At 68.4% G+C, this 16984-nt stretch carries 12 protein-coding genes and 1 pseudogene; 5 read left to right on the top strand and 8 right to left on the bottom strand.

Features of this window, described 5'->3' with window-relative positions; genetic code table 11:
* The first annotated feature begins 10 nt into the window (after window positions 1-10).
* The 3 genes from ACWCPY_RS14920 (at window position 11) to ACWCPY_RS14910 (ending at window position 2253) form a co-directional block, all read left to right on the top strand.
* Entirely contained in the window at window positions 11-1012 is a 1002-nt protein-coding gene (locus ACWCPY_RS14920; RefSeq protein WP_451264900.1) for an acyl-CoA desaturase, read from the top strand.
* Window positions 1009-1695, top strand: a complete 687-nt coding sequence (locus ACWCPY_RS14915) for a TetR family transcriptional regulator (protein WP_384750292.1) — start codon at window positions 1009-1011, stop codon at window positions 1693-1695. Before ACWCPY_RS14920 ends, ACWCPY_RS14915 begins: the two co-directional genes overlap by 4 nt.
* A gap of 303 nt (window positions 1696-1998) precedes the next feature.
* Complete coding sequence (locus ACWCPY_RS14910) at window positions 1999-2253, top strand: hypothetical protein (RefSeq protein ID WP_451264898.1); 255 nt, start codon at window positions 1999-2001, stop codon at window positions 2251-2253.
* A gap of 1400 nt (window positions 2254-3653) precedes the next feature.
* On the opposite strand, the gene ACWCPY_RS14905 is transcribed toward ACWCPY_RS14910, so the two are convergent.
* A complete protein-coding gene (locus ACWCPY_RS14905) occupies window positions 3654-9719 on the bottom strand; it encodes an RHS repeat domain-containing protein (RefSeq protein ID WP_451264896.1) in 6066 nt (2021 codons plus the stop codon).
* On the opposite strand from ACWCPY_RS14905, the pseudogene ACWCPY_RS14900 reads away from it, so the two are divergent.
* A pseudogene (locus ACWCPY_RS14900) lies at window positions 9705-9857 on the top strand (Uma2 family endonuclease); the annotation flags it as partial. The gene ACWCPY_RS14905 and the pseudogene ACWCPY_RS14900 sit on opposite strands and share 15 nt — an antisense overlap.
* Before the next feature lie 3 nt (window positions 9858-9860).
* On the opposite strand, the gene ACWCPY_RS14895 reads toward ACWCPY_RS14900, so the two are convergent.
* Together ACWCPY_RS14895 and ACWCPY_RS14890 are read right to left on the bottom strand one after the other, a co-directional pair.
* A complete protein-coding gene (locus tag ACWCPY_RS14895; RefSeq protein ID WP_451264894.1) occupies window positions 9861-10226 on the bottom strand; it encodes a VOC family protein in 366 nt (121 codons plus the stop codon).
* On the bottom strand, window positions 10226-11023 hold the full coding sequence (locus ACWCPY_RS14890) for a trans-aconitate 2-methyltransferase (RefSeq protein ID WP_451264892.1): 798 nt from the start codon (window positions 11021-11023) through the stop codon (window positions 10226-10228). The genes ACWCPY_RS14895 and ACWCPY_RS14890 overlap by 1 nt, the downstream gene beginning before the upstream one ends.
* A gap of 88 nt (window positions 11024-11111) precedes the next feature.
* Here ACWCPY_RS14890 and ACWCPY_RS14885 point away from each other — a divergent pair, with 88 nt between their 5' ends.
* Window positions 11112-11609, top strand: a complete 498-nt coding sequence (locus ACWCPY_RS14885; RefSeq protein WP_451264890.1) for a MarR family winged helix-turn-helix transcriptional regulator — start codon at window positions 11112-11114, stop codon at window positions 11607-11609.
* Here ACWCPY_RS14885 and ACWCPY_RS14880 read toward each other — a convergent pair.
* The 5 genes from ACWCPY_RS14880 to ACWCPY_RS14860 all read right to left on the bottom strand — a co-directional run bounded on the left by ACWCPY_RS14880 (window position 11568) and on the right by ACWCPY_RS14860 (window position 16788).
* Window positions 11568-12353: a LuxR C-terminal-related transcriptional regulator gene (locus ACWCPY_RS14880; RefSeq protein ID WP_451264950.1), complete on the bottom strand. Its 786-nt coding sequence runs from the start codon at window positions 12351-12353 to the stop codon at window positions 11568-11570. The genes ACWCPY_RS14885 and ACWCPY_RS14880 overlap by 42 nt on opposite strands.
* A gap of 330 nt (window positions 12354-12683) precedes the next feature.
* Window positions 12684-13910, bottom strand: a complete 1227-nt coding sequence (gene galK, locus ACWCPY_RS14875) for a galactokinase (protein ID WP_451264888.1) — start codon at window positions 13908-13910, stop codon at window positions 12684-12686.
* A complete protein-coding gene (galE, locus tag ACWCPY_RS14870; protein ID WP_451264886.1) occupies window positions 13907-14887 on the bottom strand; it encodes a UDP-glucose 4-epimerase GalE in 981 nt (326 codons plus the stop codon). Before galE ends, galK begins: the two co-directional genes overlap by 4 nt.
* The gene (gene galT, locus ACWCPY_RS14865) at window positions 14884-15927 is read right to left on the bottom strand and encodes a galactose-1-phosphate uridylyltransferase (RefSeq protein WP_451264884.1); all 1044 of its coding nucleotides are present in this window, start codon (window positions 15925-15927) and stop codon (window positions 14884-14886) included. Before galT ends, galE begins: the two co-directional genes overlap by 4 nt.
* A gap of 150 nt (window positions 15928-16077) precedes the next feature.
* Window positions 16078-16788, bottom strand: a complete 711-nt coding sequence (locus tag ACWCPY_RS14860; protein WP_451264882.1) for a response regulator transcription factor — start codon at window positions 16786-16788, stop codon at window positions 16078-16080.
* Between the last annotated feature and the right edge of the window lie 196 nt (window positions 16789-16984).

The following is a 16984-nucleotide window of genomic DNA, read 5'->3' as shown; positions in this document are numbered from 1 at the left end:
GGGACTCCCCATGAACACCAGCCCCGCCGTGATCGACGACACCCAGCCACCGGCGGCCGACCGTCAGCCCCTTCCCTCCGCCACGCTCGGCGGGGACAACAAGGGGTCGATCGAGCAGATCGCCCTTCTGCTGTTCATCGTGGTGCCGTTCGTGGCGCTGGTCGCGGCGGTGCCGCTGGCCTGGGGCCGCGGCGTGAGCTGGCTCGATCTGGGTCTGCTCGTGACGATGTACTTCATCGGCTGCCACGGCATCACGATCGGTTTCCACCGGTACTTCACGCATAGCTCCTTCAAGGCGAAGCGCCCGCTGCGCATCGCGCTCGCCGTGGCCGGTTCGCTGGCCGTGGAGGGTCCGCTGGTGCGCTGGGTGGCCGACCACCGCAAGCACCACCGTTTCTCCGACGCGGAGGGCGACCCGCACTCGCCGTGGCGCTTCGGCGAGAGCCTGCCCGCCCTGATGAAGGGCCTGTGGTGGGCGCACATCGGCTGGATGTTCGACGAGGAGCAGACTCCGCAGCAGAAGTACGCCCCCGACCTGATCAAGGACCCGGCGCTCCGCGCCGTCTCCCGCCACTTCATGACCCTCACGGCCGTGTCGCTGGCGTTCCCGCCGCTGGTCGGGGGTCTGGTGACGATGTCGTGGTGGGGGGCGGCGACGGCCTTCTTCTGGGGTTCGCTGGTCCGGGTGGCCCTGCTGCACCACGTCACCTGGTCGATCAACTCGATCTGCCACGCGGTCGGCAAGCGGCCCTTCAAGTCGCGCGACCGGTCCGGGAACGTGTGGTGGCTGGCGGTCCTGTCCTGCGGGGAGTCGTGGCACAACCTGCACCACGCCGATCCGACGAGCGCCCGGCACGGCGTGATGCGCGGTCAGATCGATTCGAGTGCCCGGTTGATCCGCTGGTTCGAGAAGCTGGGCTGGGCGCACGACGTGCGCTGGCCGGACTCCGCCCGGATCGAGTCCCGCCGTATCGACTCCCGGCGCGCCCCCGAGCGCGCCGACGCGGCATGATTGACGACGTGGCGACCGACTCCAGTACCAGCAGCGAGAAAAACCGTCCCTCCTCCCCCCGGCGTACCCGCAGGGTGCGGATGACGGGCAAGGAACGCCGCGAGCAGTTGCTGGACATCGGTCGCACGCTCTTCGCCGACAAGGGCTTCGAGGGCACCTCGGTCGAGGAGATCGCCTCCCGTGCCGGTGTCTCCAAGCCGGTCGTGTACGAGCACTTCGGCGGCAAGGAGGGCCTGTACGCCGTCGTGGTCGACCGCGAGATGCGCCAGCTCCTGGACATGGTCACCAGCGCGCTGACCGCGGGCCACCCCCGCGAGCTCCTGGAGCAGGCGGCGTTCGCCCTGCTCGACTACATCGAGACGTACACCGACGGCTTCCGCATCCTGGTCCGCGACTCCCCCGTGGCCCAGTCGACCGGCACCTTCGCCTCCTTGATCAGCGACATCGCCACCCAGGTGGAGGACATCCTGGGCCTGGAGTTCAAGGCCCGCGGCTTCGACCCGAAGCTGGCCCCGCTGTACGCGCAGGCGCTGGTCGGCATGGTCGCCCTGACCGGCCAGTGGTGGGTGAACGCCCGCAAGCCGAAGAAGTCGGAGGTAGCCGCCCACCTGGTGAACCTGGCCTGGCACGGCCTGGAGAACCTGGAGGCGAAGCCGAGGCTGATAGGGCACCGCAAGAGCTGAACGGGGGGCCGGCCACCCGTTCAGCTCTTTCACCTCGAACGGGGCAGGTGGAGCACTGTTCCCGGCCTCCTCGGCCTGTTCCTGTCAGGGCCACACATGCTTCTGGCCCCAGGTCGGCCGTCGCTGCAACAACCACCGCCGGACCATCGCACACCGCGTCTATCACGTTGCCGAGAAGGACTCACTGAATGATCTGCAGATTCCAGGTGTCCACCACCGGACTGCGCCGATAGAAGACATTCGTCTGAACAGGGTCACACGCGCGGCACCGGCCACGGCCGCCACGAGATCCGCCGCGTTAAGGTGGTCACCGTCAACAACCTGCTCTTCCCCAGCACCCGCCAGGCCGTCCAGATCAAGCGCCGCCGCACCGACCGCAAAACCGGCAAGACCACCATCACCACTGTCTACGCCGTCACCAGCCTGACCACCGAGCAGGCCACCCCCGCCCAGCTCGCGACGCTAATCCGCGACCACTGGAAGATCGAAGCCCTGCACGATGTGAGGGACACCACCTTCGGCGAAGCTCTGCTCCCGAGGCCGATTCGAAGGTCTTGAGTATGGCTCAGCGACGCCTACTGTCGGTCGGTCCTACTCGGCTCCGTTCCTGCTCAGGGCAGTGAGTACGTGATCCAACTCATTCGGCATCACGGCAATGAGAACAGCACCTTCGGAGGAGGTGCACTCAACGATCCTGGACCCACCATTGATCTTCATTGCTTCGCGCAGCAAAGGTGAACGCAGGCCGACCTGCCGCACCCCTGCCGGAAGTGATACTGCCGCACCGGCCCTAGTGCGGGGCTCCCAAGCCATCGTGGAAGGGCCAATCAACATCCGCCCCCGGAGCCATCGGCCTTCAAGCGAGGGATGCCTGAACATACAGGGAACCTTGATCACATTTCCCTGAGTCACACTGTCTGCACGTTGCTTCACCTTCCGGCGAAACAGCCACGTCGTCAACCCTGCCGCTACGAGGAGACCCACTAGTTCGATCACTGGAGCATTCAAGCAGCGCTCAACCCGAGTGCCCACCCCCTCAACGCCTTTTGTGATCCCGTTGCGAAATGAGAACCCGGTCGACAAGCACAGATGCAGGCAGGTAGGAGGCCAAGGCGAGACGGGCGCTGTTGCGGCCGGCCAGGCCAGCGAAGCCATGACGCCGGAGCAGTAGGCTGAGGTACTCGTCACGGAGCGGCAGCACCTCGTCGACGACGAGCAGATCGCATGCTTATCGACATCGGGTCGCTGGCGTGCTGCGCAGCTCGTCGAACTGCTGGACGCTCGGCTTCTCGCCTGTGCACGTGAGCGGGTTCAGCAGATCGTCGGCCCAGTCGCGCAACGGCCGATAGACCACACTGTGCGGCCGCCAGGTACCGGCCAGGGCTCGGTACCTGGCTAGCAGGGTGGGCTAAGCAGTGTCTCCTCGTTGCCCCCAGTCGCTGGGCCAACCGGGCTTTGAGAAAGCCCCGCGAGTACGTGCGTTTGCGGCAGATGCCTTGCTGCTCGAGCCGCACCCGAGGCAGGTGCACCGTTGCCCGATGTTCAGGAGATGTAGTCCACCATCCGAAGGGTCCCCGAAACGGACCTCAGTGCACTACACCTCATTGTGTGCCCCTTCAACCCATTCAGAAGGAAAGATATAAGACACAGGGCAGCAAACAAAACTGCAATAACTGTCGCAGCTTTCCAGCTCAACAAGATTCCGATAATTACTGCTATCGCCACCCAAAGAATTAGAGGCACGCGGCACCCGCTCAAAACTCCCCAAAAGGAAATGCGACCATTCACGCCATTCGCGGATCCAACGCGATCCAAATCTACGTGATGACGCGTCGAGCAATGCACTTTATTCATTCTTGACCCTAATTCACTCGCGGATATAGGCACTCCAATGCGGGAGCACGGCAGGCGCAAAGCCGTAGCGGCTTTGCGCCTGTCGCTTTGAAGGCGACGAATACCTAAGGAAGGAATCCACCACGATTCCACAGAAGCGGCAATCCACCCTTCCTGGGACCAGTAACTATGCTGTTAATTCGAGCATGATCGCCCTTTATCGCCCATCGCGAATAGAACAAATTACCTCCCTTCCTAGCCGCTCCGAGCATTCCTCTACCAAAGAGGGTACCGAAGGCAATTCCCTTAAGTTCAGCTTTTGCCGTTCCGAGCATGTACTTTCCTGCCCCTTGTCTCCGCTCCTCCTCGGAGCTGAGGGCCATATGGGCTGCCAGGCCTCCTGCGTAGAGGGCTGCGGCTCCGACAACGAACAGACCTGCACCGCAAACGACTGACGCAATACAGGCCGCCGTTCCCACAGTGGCAAGAAAGCCGACTCCGATGTTCACCCCCTTATGCTTCCACCAGTCGACACTAGTGAGATTATTCTTCAAATTTCCAAGCTTTCCCATGATGCTGCTCTTGATGCTGTTCTGTTTGCGCTGCTGTTCAGCCTTACGTCGCTGCTCAGCGAGCTTGGCCTGTGCCCGGTACTCCGCCGCTTTGTTCGCCCGCTGCTTCGCGTAGTAGTCGTTGATCAGGTAGCCGCTGGTGTTCTGGCGGTACGCGGCGTAGAGGAACTGGGATTCCGGGTCCTTCTTGGGTGTCTGGTGCCAGACCCACTTGCTGCCCTTCAGGGTGTAGCCGGCGTTAATACCGCGGTCCCGTGCCCAGGCGTCGTCGTTGTACGAGGCTCCGCCGGCCGGACCGTCGGGGCGGAGGCCGTCCGGGTCCGACTTGGTGAGGGGGTTGTTGTGGGCGTAGCTGTACGCGTTCATCTGCGCCGGGTCGTTGACGTCGATGACGGGGTCGACGGAGAGGAAGCGGCCGAGGGTGGGGTCGTATTCGCGGGCGCCGAGGTGGGTGAGACCGGTGGGGTCGTTGGTGCCGCCGACGAAGCCTCGGGTGCCGAACACTGTCGACTGGGTGGTGCGGAGCTGTCCGAAGGGGAGTTGCTTGCGGCGGGTGAGGGCGAGAGTTCCGACCGTGATGGCGGTCATCGCCGTGCCCTGGTGGTCGCTGATGAGGTACGAGGTGGTCGCCCCCGTGCGGACGGCCACGGTTTCGCCGTTGTGCGTGTAGTAGCGGGTGCCGGTCTTGGTGCCGTTGGCGGCGACGGTGAGTTCGTTGCCCTGGGGCAGCGTGAGGGTGCTGGAGCCGTCGGCGTTCTTGGCGATGAGCCGGTTGCCGTCGGCGTCGTAGACATAGCTGCTGGTCTTGCCGGCCTCGGTGAGGGTCGCGAGGTGGCCCTCGGCGTCCCACTTCAGGTCCTGGACATTTGAGCCGGTGGTGCGCTTGGTGGTGTTGCCGTTGTTGTCGTACTCGAAGGCGGTGGTACGGCCGTTGTCGGGACCACCGGTGACCTTGGCCTGCTGGACCGCGTGCGGGCGCTTGGCGCCGGGAGCGGGCTGGGTGTAGTCGGTGGTGACATCCGTACCGGCAGCATCGGTGGCGTGGTCGGTCTGGCTGGTGCGGTTGCCGAGCTTGTCGTAGCCGTAGCTCTGCCAGTACGCGTCGGGGCCTCCGACCGCGGCGGCAGTCGGACCTGTGGGGGCGCACTCGGCCTTTGCTGTCCAGGCCTCGGTGAGCCGGCCCAGCGGGTCGGTGGTGAAGCACTGGGTGTCCACGGACTTCTGGGCGTCCTGACCGCTGGCGGTGGTGACTCCGGTGACGTTGCCGGCCGGGTCGTACGCAAAGGTGGTGTTGTCCACGCGTTGGGGCGCGAGGTCACGGTCGGTGGTCTGCTGTACCACCCGGCCCGTGTGCTCGTCGTACACCAGGGACTTGTATGCCTTCTTACCGAGGGTCGCGCCGTACTCCAGCCGGGAAGGCCGGTTGAACACGTCGTAGAGGGTGTTGCCGACCAGGGCCCCGTTCTGCCCGCTGGTACGGAAGGGCTGGTCGTCACTGTTGTAGTTGGTGATGACCCGTTCCGAAGGAACGTTGCCGACGGCAGGGTCGAGCGTCCAGAGCAGGGCGCCCGTCTCGGCCTTGTAGCCGTATGTCCAGGTGTACGTGCCGGCAGTGCTGCCGGCCTGGGACGGAACGGTGACGGTGGTGGAGGTGGGCTGGTAGCGGTCGTTGAACTCGTCGGTCGCCGTGGTGTAGGCGGCACCATCGACGTAGCGCGTGCTGCTGGTCAACTGGCCCTTGGCGAGGGTGTCGTAGTCCCAGGAGGCAAGCACGGCGTCACCCTGCTTGACCTTTGTCCTGCGTCCCAGCTCGTCGTACTCCGTGGTCAGAGTGATCTCGCGGGCATCGGTAACAGCGGTCGCCCTGCCCAGCTTGTCGTAATCGGTGCGGGTGATCCCGCCATCAGGGTCGTCGACGACCGTCTTCTGGCCGCGGCTGTCGAACGTGTAGCGCCAGGTGTTGCCGTCCGGATCGGTGACGGTGGTGGGCTCGTCGTACTTGCCGTAGCCGTAGCTGGTGCTCTGCGACGTGGTGCGCGCCGCGTCCGTGTACTGGAGCAGTTCGGTGGTCCGGCCGCGGGCGTCGGTCACGGTGGTCGTTGCCGTGCCGCCCTTGGGCGGGATGATCGTGGTGCGGTCGCCTCCGTACACCGTGGTGGTGCGCCACTGTTCGTCACCGAACTTGACGGACAGTACGTCGGTGACCCGGCCGGTTCCGTCGTAGAGGTTCTGGGTCGCGGTGGGGACGGTGTTGACGGCGGCGGTCGCCAGCTTGGCTTCGGGCAGGCCGTTCGCGTAGTAGGGGGCGTACGTCTGCCAGGCCCAGCCTCGGGTGTCGTACATGGTTTCGGTCATGATCCGGTTCTGGGTGCCGGTGGCCGGGGCCTGCGTCTGGCGCTCGCGCAGGAGTCTGTCGTACAGGGCGTAAGTGGTGCGGTAGTCGCCGTTCTGCTTCAGTGTCTTGGTGGTGACGGCGTTGTCGACCGTCTTGGAGATGGTGTAGCTGTATTCGGCCGACGGCTTGTCCGCGTGGTCCGCCTTGGTCCAGCCGGGCTGCCACACCTTGAGCAGTCTGCCGAGTCCGTCGTACACGGCGTCGGTGCGCTTGTCGTTGGCGTCGACCTCGGCAATGGCCACACCGCGGGTGGGGTCATACGTCGTGGTGGTGACGTGGTCACGTGGATTGGTCACCGTGATCGAAGTCGGAGCCTCGACGGTGGTCGGGACGTAGTCGGTCCTGGTCGTCTTCTGGAGTGCGTCGGTCGAGGACTTCTCGCGCCCGTGCTGGTCGTAGGTGTGGGTGGCGGTGGTGAGGTAGCCGGTGCCCTTGTCGTCCTGCTCGTCCAGCCGGGTCACATCGCCCTTGACCGGTGCGGCGGTCGGGCTGGTCGCGTTGTCGTAGTAGTGACGTTCGGCCGAGACCAGGTCGTCGGGAAGCTTCGGGGCCGTACCGCAAGGCTTGGCAACGGTCTTGGACTCGGCGACGAGGTTGAGAATGTTGTTGCCCGTGTTGCGGGCGTAGGTGGTGGTGGTGCACTCCTCGTCGCCGCTCTTGGCCACGTCTCCGAGAGCGGATTCGGTCAGGACCTGGCCGACATCGTCGAAGGTCCGCTCGATCCTGGTGGTGCGCCAGCCTGCTCCGACTGCGGTCCTGGTCTGTTCGCTCTTTCCACCGGTGGCGTACGCCTTGCGGTCGGGCAGGTTCTCCGGCCGCTTCTCGGTGGCCGTTGCGGCGGACAGCCAGGGTTCGTAGCTGGTGGTGGACTCCAGCTTTCCGCCGTCACCGTTGTACACCGCCAGTTCGCGGGTCATGCCGGCGAAGGGTTCCTTGTCGGTGACCGAGATGCCTTCCTGGTCCTTGACCGAGGCGCCGTCGATGCCGCGGAAGTAGCGGAATTCCTGCAGGGTGCGCTTCTCGGGTGCGGCTCCGGTGCGTACCTGTACGCGGCCGTATCCCTTGCGGTCGCTGTAGGTGAGGTGCTTGGCGTCGGTGAACTCGTCGTCCTTGGACTTGGCCCAGGCCATGCCGTCCAGGTAGGAGTAATCCGTCTGCTTGGCGACGGCGCCCGTGGTGTTCGGGTTCTCCAGGATCTGTGTGACCACGTAGGAGTGGAACCAGTCCAGGTAGGGCTCGTACTCCGCGCCCGGAGCGTCCGGCGGCGACCACTTCACCGGGTAGCAGCGCCGGTTGTTGGACTCCGGAGTGGGCACGCTGCCTGCTTTGCAGTCCGTCGGCGAGTAGGTGACGCCGAGAGATCCGCCGCTCTCGGTGTCTATGCCGTAGATGCGGTATCGCCACATCGGGGGTACGGGATCGGGCTTGCCGCCGGTCGTGGCGCCCTCGACCCGGTTGGGGAGGGTGAGGCCCTTGAAGTTCACGGCCGGCAGGCTGACATCACCGGTGCCGGTGTGCCCGGTGCGGGTGACGGAGGTCAGCCAAAGGGCCGGGTCGCTGCCGTCACCGGTGGCGGGGAAGGAGTGATCCAGCTTCCAGGTGTCGACCGGCTTGTAGGCACCACCGGTCAGGACCGACGTGGCAATCCCCGTCAGCCGTTTGCGGCTCCAGAAGGACGGGGAGTAGCGGTCCTTGCACTCCGTACCGGAGGCGCAGTACCGGTCGAACGGTACGTCCGGCCAGTTCTTCGCATGCGCCTTGTCGAAGGTGCCGCAGTCGCTCAGGCAGCGCTCGGCGTGGGTGAAGTCGACCTTGGCCGCGGCCTTGGCCGAGTACATGGTGTTGGAACGCAGACCGTACTCGATGCGCTTGAGATATCCGCCTCGGTCGTAAGGTGTCGCGGTGGAGGCGCCCGTCTCGGGATTCACGTTCCGGCCGTAGTAGTTGGACTCCTTGTCCCAGTAATAGACCATCGTGTCGTCGTGCGTGTCGATGACCACATCGAGGTTCCAGCGCCATGCCTGCTGGCACCAGGAGTCCTTGAAGGCCGCTGCATGACAGGGCTCGTTCGCCTGGTTACCGAAAACAGGCACGGTCCAGGTGGAGTTGGTCTCGTCCTTGCCCGCGGCCCAGCCGCTCGGCCTGTTGTAGCCGAAGTAGTATCGGGTGCCGTCCGGGGTGGTCACCCGCCAGTACTCACCGTCGTCGTCGCCGTTGGCGAGGGCGGTGTTCTTGATCTTGGATATCTTCGTTCCGTCGTCGCTCTCGAGGTGCCACTCACCCGAAGTCGAGTCCTTGACGAGCGTGTTGGTCTGCCCACCGAGGTTGATGACCGCGTTGTCCGTCTTCCAGCACAGATCGCCGACCTTGGCGGTCGTGTTGCTGTTTGTGGTGTCGTCGGCGCACGAGATGTACTGGCGCTCGATGTACCCCGGCTCCATCGACCAGCCGTCACCGATGGCGTTCGCCTGATTGTTCGTGGCGGCGGTGCGTCCGTCGATCGACTGCGAGGAGTATCCGATCTTCAGGTCAGGGGCTGCTCCGCCCGGGACCTCGGGCACGTCGATCGGGTAGTTCCAGGAGAAGGCGCCGTTCGAGCCGCCGGCGGCCCATGAGGCGGACGGGGCGAGGGAAGTCGCGCCGAAACTCCCTGAGGGGCCCGAATCCGACGCCGCTGTGGCTGCCAGCAGCACGGTGCCCTCGGCTACGGCCGGTGTCGAAGCGAGGCGGACCGGAGCGCCGTCCGAGTCGGCGGTCCGAAGTGACGGAGCGGCGCCGGGCATGGGGACCTCAGCAGTGAGGGAGCCCGCCTTGGTGTCGTTGGCCGTGGGCAGTGTGCCGCCGGTGGTGCACCCCTTGCGGTCCGGGGTGGTGAGGGCGCAGGCCGGCAGCGTGCGCAGGGTCAAACGGGATGCCCAGTCACCGCCGTAGGCATGGCGGAAGCCGGAGTAGTCGAGTGCCACTTGCACGGCGCCCGATGCTCCGGCCGTCGGTCGGACGGCGAACAGGACCCCGTCGACACCGGCCTTCTCGGTCATTGCACGGTCGAGCACCTGGACTTGAACCCGGTCCGGGCCCGTCAGACGAGGGGCGGCCTCGATGCCCTGGACCTTCTTGGCGCGGTCGGTTGTGCCCTTGCTCTCGACTCTTTCCGGACGACCGACACTGACGGGCAGAGCACCCACCTTGTCGGCGCCGCTGTCGGGGACGGCAGCGACAACCACCCGGTGGTGCGGGTGTACGAGCTGGACCCGGTGTCCAAGGCGTATGCCCTGACGGGAATCCACCACGACCGGCTCAAGGCGAGCGTGCCGTTCCCGATCGACATCGACATCACCCGGGAGGCGCTGGACGCGCTGTGACGGTCAGCCGTCCACCGGTTCCAGGAACTCCAGCCGGTTGCCCACCGGGTCGTGGCTGAAGAAGCGACGGTGCCCGGGCAGGTCGCCGTCCCACTGCACCGGTGCGCCGTGTGCCTCCAGCCGGGCCGCGTACGCCTCGATGTCCGTGACGCGCAGCCCGGGGTGGGCCTTCTTCGCGGGGCGGAAGTCCTGTTCGACGCCCAGGTGGAGCTGGACCGGGCCCGCCCGGAACCAGCAGCCGCCGCGGGACGCGAGGGCCGGGGGCTTGGGGATCTCGGTCATGCCGAGGATGTCGGCGTAGTAGGCGCGCAGGGCGTCCTCGGAGCCCTTTGGGGCGGCGAGCTGGACGTGGTCGAGGGCGGCGATCATCACGTCTTCCTGTGGGCCACGGCGAAGATGCGGCGGAACGGGAAGACGGTGCCGTGCGGGCCGTGGGGGTAGGCGGTGCGGAGCAGGTCGCGGTATTCGGTGAGGAAGGCGTCGCGGGCCTCGGGGTCGTCGGCCAGCGCGGTCAGGACGGGGCGCAGGCCGGTGCCCTTCACCCAGTCCAGGACCGCGTCCCGGCCGGACAGGAGGTGCAGGTACGTGGTCTCCCAGACGTCCGCCGTGATGCCGGGGGCGGTCAGCGCGTCGAGGTAGGCGGTGGGGGTGAGTACCGCGTCGGCGTGGCGCAGTTCGCCGGCCAGGCGGTCGCGCCAGCGCGGGGAGCCGGCGAGTTCGCGCATCAGTACGTGGCTGGGCTGGTCGAAGTTGCCGGGGACCTGGAAGGCGAAGGTGCCGCCCGGGGTGATCGCGTCCAGCCAGGCCGGGAAGCGGGCGGCGTGGTCGGGGACCCACTGGAGCAGGGCGTTGGAGACGATCAGGTCGTGGCGCTCGACGGGGGTCCAGGTCGTGGCGTCGGCCTCGGCGAAGTCGAGGTGGGGACCGGCGTGGGCGCGGGCCCGCTCCAGCATCTGCGGGGAGTTGTCGTAGCCGGTGATCCGGGCCCCGGGCCAGCGGTCGGCGAGCAGGACGGTGACGTTGCCCGCGCCGCAGCCGAGGTCGGCGATACGCGGTACGGAGGCGGCCGGGAGGTCGGGGATGCGGGCGAGGAGGTCGAGGAAGGGGCGGGTGCGGTGGTCGGCGTGGCGCAGGTACTGCTGCGGGTCCCAGGTGGGTGTGGTCATGGGTTCAGGATCACGCCAGAGATATCTTGATGTCAAGACACTTGAATTCAAGAGACTTCATGTCGACAGACCCTCTACACTGATCCACATGGAGGACGAGGTCGACCGACTGGTCGCTGCATGGCGCCGCGAGCGCCCCGACCTCGACGTGGAACCACTCGAGGTGCTCAGTCGCGTCTCCCGCCTGGCCCGCCACCTGGACCGGGCCCGCCGGATCGCCTTCTCCGAGCACCATCTCGAACCCTGGGAGTTCGACGTACTGACGTCGCTGCGCCGCGCCGGCGCCCCCTACCAGCTCTCCCCCGGGCAGCTCCTCACGCAGACCCTGGTCACCTCCGGCACGATGACCAACCGCATCGACCGCCTGACCAAGAAGAACCTCGTCGAGCGCCTCCCCGACCCCAGCGACCGCCGTGGCGTGCTCGTCCGGCTCACCGCCGAGGGGCGCGACAAGGCCGACCAGTCGCTGGCCGGGCTGCTCGCCCAGGAGCGCGCCATCCTGAGCGAGCTCTCCACCCAGCAGCGGGGCGAACTGGCGGGGCTGCTACGCCAGTTGACCGCCCCGTTCGACAACATTCCCGGCTAGGGCCTGGACCGGTCCGGCCGGGTCGGCCGGGCCGACGCCCGCCCGGCGGGCCAGGGCGACCGCGGCCAGGGTGGAGTGCACGCCCAGCTTCCCCAGCACGTTCTGCATATGGGTACGGACCGTGTGCGGGGAGAGATAGAGCCGCTCGGCCACCGCCTTGCGGCCCAGGCCCGCCACCATGCAGCGCAGCACCTCGCGTTCGCGCGGGGTCAGCGACTCGACCAGCTCCTCGCTCTCGGTGCGGTGCTTGCGCGCCGCCGTCAGCTCCCGCAGCACGCCGGTGAGCAGCGCCGGGGGCAGATGCGTCTCGTCCCGCAGCACCCCCCGCACGACCGCGAGCAGCCGTTGCAGCGAGCAGTCCTTGGCGACCCAGCCGAAGGCCCCGGCCTGCAGTGCCAGCGCGGCGCGGACCGGATCGTCCTTCTCCGCGAGCACCACCGTGCGCACGGACGGCCGGCCCGAACGGACCCCGGCCACCAGGGAGATGCCGTCCACCGGGGTGTGCTCCCCGCCGTCGGGGACCGGGACGGGTGCCCGGTGGTCGCCCGCGATGCCCAGCTCGGCGTCGACCAGCATCACGTCGTAGCCGCGCCCCTCGGCGGCGGCCCGCTCCAGGCACCGTAACGCCGCGGGCCCACTGCCCGCCGCCGACACCTCGACGTCCGGTTCGGCCGCGAGCGCCGCTGCGAGCGACTCGGCGAAAATACGGTGGTCGTCCACCACGAGAACCCGGATACGAACCACAGGCACCCCCATGCCGCGTCTGCTCCCGGGCCACCCCCGGCCCGCCGAAAGGGACCGATCAGTGCGGGTACGGCGCCCGGACCGGGGAGATGGACCATGGTTCCACGGCCGCCGCCGTGCCCCGGCCACCGCCCGCCCCGGGCGCCGCACCCGACTGTCTCGTACCCCTGAATCAGCACCGGCCCCCACCGGTGCTGTGCATCAGGGTACGGCCGACGGGCCGTGGCGGAAGCCGATTCGCAGAACTGATCGGCTCCGGCCGCCCCCGGGATGTGGTGCGTGTTTCGTCTTGCGACAGAAGTGACAAAAAAGCCGCCGGGCCGGCGGAGCTCAGCCGAGCCGGCGGGCTCCCGCCGAGGGCACGGCCGGGAAGATCCGCGGCGTCGCGTGGCCCGCCGCGGCGAAGGCCTCCAGCACGGACTTGGAGACCGCGTCCGCCTGCTCCTCCTCCACCAGCACGATCGCCGAGCCGCCGAAGCCGCCGCCGGTCATCCGCGCACCGAGCGCCCCTGCCTCGCCCGCCGCCGACACCACCAGGTCCAGCTCCGGGCAGGAGACCCGCAGATCGTCGCGGAGCGAGGCGTGCCCGGCGTCCAGGACCGGGCCCGCGGCCCGCGCGTCGCCCGCGTCGAGCAGGGCGATGACCTGCTCGACGCGCTGGTTGTCGCTGACCACATGGCGTACGTAGCGCACCACGGACTCGTCGACGCCGGCCGTGGCCAGGGTGTCCAGGGCCGCGCCGAGGCTCTCGTACGGCACCTCGCGCAGCGTGCGTACGCCGAGCGCCGCCGCGCCCGCCTCGCAGCCGGCCCGCCGCTCCGCGTACGCGCCGTCGCCGAGCGCGTGCTTGACCTGGGTGTCGACCACCAGCAGCCGCAGTCCGCCCGCGGCCAGGTCGAAGGGGACCTGGCGCTGGGTGAGGTCGCGGGTGTCCAGGTACAGGGCGTGGCCCTCGGTGCAGCAGGCGGAGGCCATCTGGTCCATGACCCCGCACGGCACGCCCACGAAGGCGTTCTCGGCGCGCTGGCCGAGGACCGCCAGCTCCTGGGCGGTGAGCCCGAGCCCGAAGAGGTCGTTCAGGGCGAGCGCGGTGACCACCTCCAGCGCGGCGGAGGAGGACAGGCCCGCACCGGTGGGGACGGTGGAGGTGAGCTGGATGTCTGCCCCGGTGACCGGGTGGCCGGCCTCGCGCAGCGCCCAGACCACCCCGGCCGGGTACGCCGCCCAGCCGTGCCCCTGCTGCGGGGCCAGCTCGTCGATCCGGAGCCGGACGACGCCGCCGGGCACGTCGGTGGAGTGGAGCCGCAGTTCGCCGTCGGTGCGGCGGGCGACGGCCGCGCGGGCGGTGTGCGGCAGGGCGAGCGGCATCACGAAGCCGTCGTTGAAGTCGGTGTACTCGCCGATCAGGTTGACCCGGCCGGGGGCCGCCCAGATCCCCTCGGGCGCACGCCCGTAGAGCTCGGTGAAGGAGGCGGTCAGCTCGGTGTTCCCGGTGGGGGAGGTGGTCGGCTCGCTGGTCCCGGTGGGGGAGGTGGTCGGCTCGCTGGTCCCGGTCATGGGGTGGTGGGCTCCTCTCGGCGGGCGAACGTCCAGGCGTCGGTGACGATTCCGGTCAGGTCGGCGCGGGACGGCGACCAGCCGAGCCGCTCCCGGGCGGTGGCGGCGGAGGCGACCAGCACGGCGGGGTCACCGGCGCGGCGGGGGGCCGCGGTCTCCGGGACGGGGTGGCCGGTGACCTCGCGGACGGTCTCGATGACCTCGCGCACCGAGAAGCCGTTGCCGTTGCCGAGGTTGCAGATCAGGTGCTCGCCCGCGGTGGCCGCGTCCAGGGCCAGCAGGTGCGCCTCGGCGAGGTCGGCGACATGGATGTAGTCGCGGACGCAGGTGCCGTCGGGGGTGGGGTAGTCGTCGCCGTAGACGGAGATCGACTCGCGCCGGCCGAGCGCGACCTGGAGGACCAGCGGGATGAGGTGGGACTCGGGGCTGTGCCGCTCGCCGCAGCTGCCGTACGCCCCGGCCACGTTGAAGTAGCGCAGCGAGACCGCGGCCAGGCCGTGCGCGGCCGCCTCGCCGGTGATCATGTGGTCGACGGCGAGCTTGGTGGCGCCGTAGGGGTTGGTGGGCGCGGTCGCGTCGGACTCGGTGATGGGGGTGGTGGCCGGTTCGCCGTAGGTGGCGGCGGTGGAGGAGAAGACCAGGGTCCGCACTCCGGCGTCGCGCATCGCGGCGAGCAGGGCGACGGACCCGCCGACGTTGTTCACCCAGTACTTCTCCGGGTCCGTGACGGACTCGCCGACCTGGGAGTACGCGGCGAAGTGCAGCACCCCGTCGTAGGAGGGGTCCAGCCACTTCGCCGCGTCCTGGATGCGGCCCTCGATGAACTCGGCCCCGGCCGGGACGCCCTCCCGGAACCCGGTCGAGAGGTCGTCGAGAACGGTGACCGCGTGCCCGGCCTCCAGCAGGTGCTGGGCGACCACACTGCCGACGTATCCCGCGCCGCCCGTGACCAGGTACTTCTTCTGGGGCTTGCTCACTCGCTCGCTACCTCTCGCAGTCGCTGGGCCGCGGCTTCCGGCGGCACATCGTTGATGAACACGTTCATGCCGGATTCGGAACCCGCGAGGAACTTCAGCTTGCCGGAGGTACGTCGGATGGTGAAAAGCTCCAGATGGAGCCCGAAGTCCTCCCGTCCGGGGACCCCGAACGGGGCCTGGTGCCAGGCCGAGATGTACGGGGTCGGCGGCTCGCCGGGGCCGAAGATCCGGTCGAATCGCCTCAAGAGTTCCAGATAGACCTGTGGAAACTCCGTGCGCGCGGCCTCATCGAGTTCCCGCAGGTCGGGGACGCGGCGGCGGGGGTGGAGGTGGACCTCGTACGGCCAGTGCGCGGCGTACGGCACGAAGGCGACCCAGTGCTCGCCGTCGAGGACGATCCGCGAGCCGTCCGCCTGCTCACGGGCCACCACGTCGTCGAAGAGGTTGCCGCCGGTCTCGGCGCGGTGGGCCGCCATGGAGCGGAACATCAGCTCGGTGCGCGGGGTGACGAAGGGGTACGCGTAGATCTGCCCGTGCGGGTGGCCGAGCGTGACGCCGATCTCGGCGCCCCGGTTCTCGAAGCAGAACACCTGCTTGACCTGCGGGAGTTCGGCGAGTTCGGCGGTGCGGTCGGTCCAGGCCGCCAGGACCAGGGCGGCCTGTTCCTCGGTGAGGTCGGCGAAGGAGGCGTCGTGGTCGGAGGTGAAGCAGACGACCTCGCAGCGGCCGGAGTCACCGGCCAGCGAGGGGAAGCGGTTCTCGAAGACGGCGACGTCGTAGTCGGCCTCGGGGATCTCGCTCTGCCGGCCGTCCCGCGAGGGGCAGAGCGGGCATTCGTCGGCCGGCGGGTGGTAGATGCGGCCCTGGCGGTGCGAGGCGATGGCGACACTGTCCCCGAGGAACGGGTCGCGACGGATCTCGGACGAGGTCGAGACGGCGTCGAGGGGACGTCGGTCGACGGCCTCCCGTACGACGTCGTCGCGGCTGTCGTAGTAGAGCAGCTCCCGGCCGTCGGCGAGCGTCGTAACCGTCTTCTTCACCAGGTTCCTCCAAACATAACCAAACACAATGAACCACAACTCAACAAAGGCGTCAATGAGCGGTCCACGCCTGACGGCCCGGGGCAGCGCGGTCCGGTGTCAGGCGTCAGGTGTCAGGTTGTGAACGTGGAGGGGTGGGGGCGGCGCGGCTCAGAGGCCCGGCCGCTCCGGCCGGTCGGCCGGTGCCGCGCGGTCCAGCGGCCCCGTGCGGTCCAGCAGCCCCGTGCGGGCCGCGAGTGCCGCGGCCTCCAGCCGGGAACCGACGCCCAGCTTCATCAGCACCCGCTGCACATGCGTGCGCGCGGTGCTCGGCGCGATCCGCATCCCGGCCGCGATCAGCCGGGTGTCCTCCCCCTCGGCCACCCGCATCAGGACCTCGATCTCGCGCGGGGTGAGCAGCTGGAGCAGCCGCTGCCCCTCGTCGTCCGGCGCCGCGGCGGGGTTGAGCAGTTCGGCGAAGGCGCCCTGGAGGAGCTGTGGCGCCACCGCCGCCTCGCCCGCCCGTGCCTTGACCATCGCCCGCTCGACGCCCTCCATCCGCTCGTCGTGGCGGACGTATCCCGCGGCGCCCGCCGCGAACGCCGCCGCGATCCCGCGCGGGCTGGGTACCGGTCCGAGGACCACGACGGCCACCTGCGGGCGCTCGCGCCGGATCCGCACGATCGGGTCGAAGGCGCCGGGTTCGGCGGGCGCCGAGGTGCCGAACAGGCAGACCTCCGGGGCCCTGCTGACCACCAGTTCCGCCGCGCCCGAGGTCGGGGCGGCCGCCGCGAGGACGCGATGGCCCCGCAGTTTCAGTGCCGAGGCGAGCGCCTCGGCCAGCAGTCTGTGATCATCGACCACCATCAGCCGCACGCCCATCGAGCACACCCCCGTAGCACCGGCACACCGGTCCCCCCGGCCTTCCTGACCCGGCAAGCTACACGCTTGTTCGACGTCACGTGCGCCTTCGCGGTCAAATGGCTTCAGAACGCCGAATCGGCTTGCTTTCAGGACCGGTTGACGGTGCGCCATGTCCGACTGATCACCGTTGTGATCTGCCTGCCGACCGTTACGG

The sequence above is a fragment of the Streptomyces sp. NPDC002403 genome (assembly GCF_053593015.1).
This window is presented reverse-complemented; position numbering and strand designations above follow the sequence as displayed.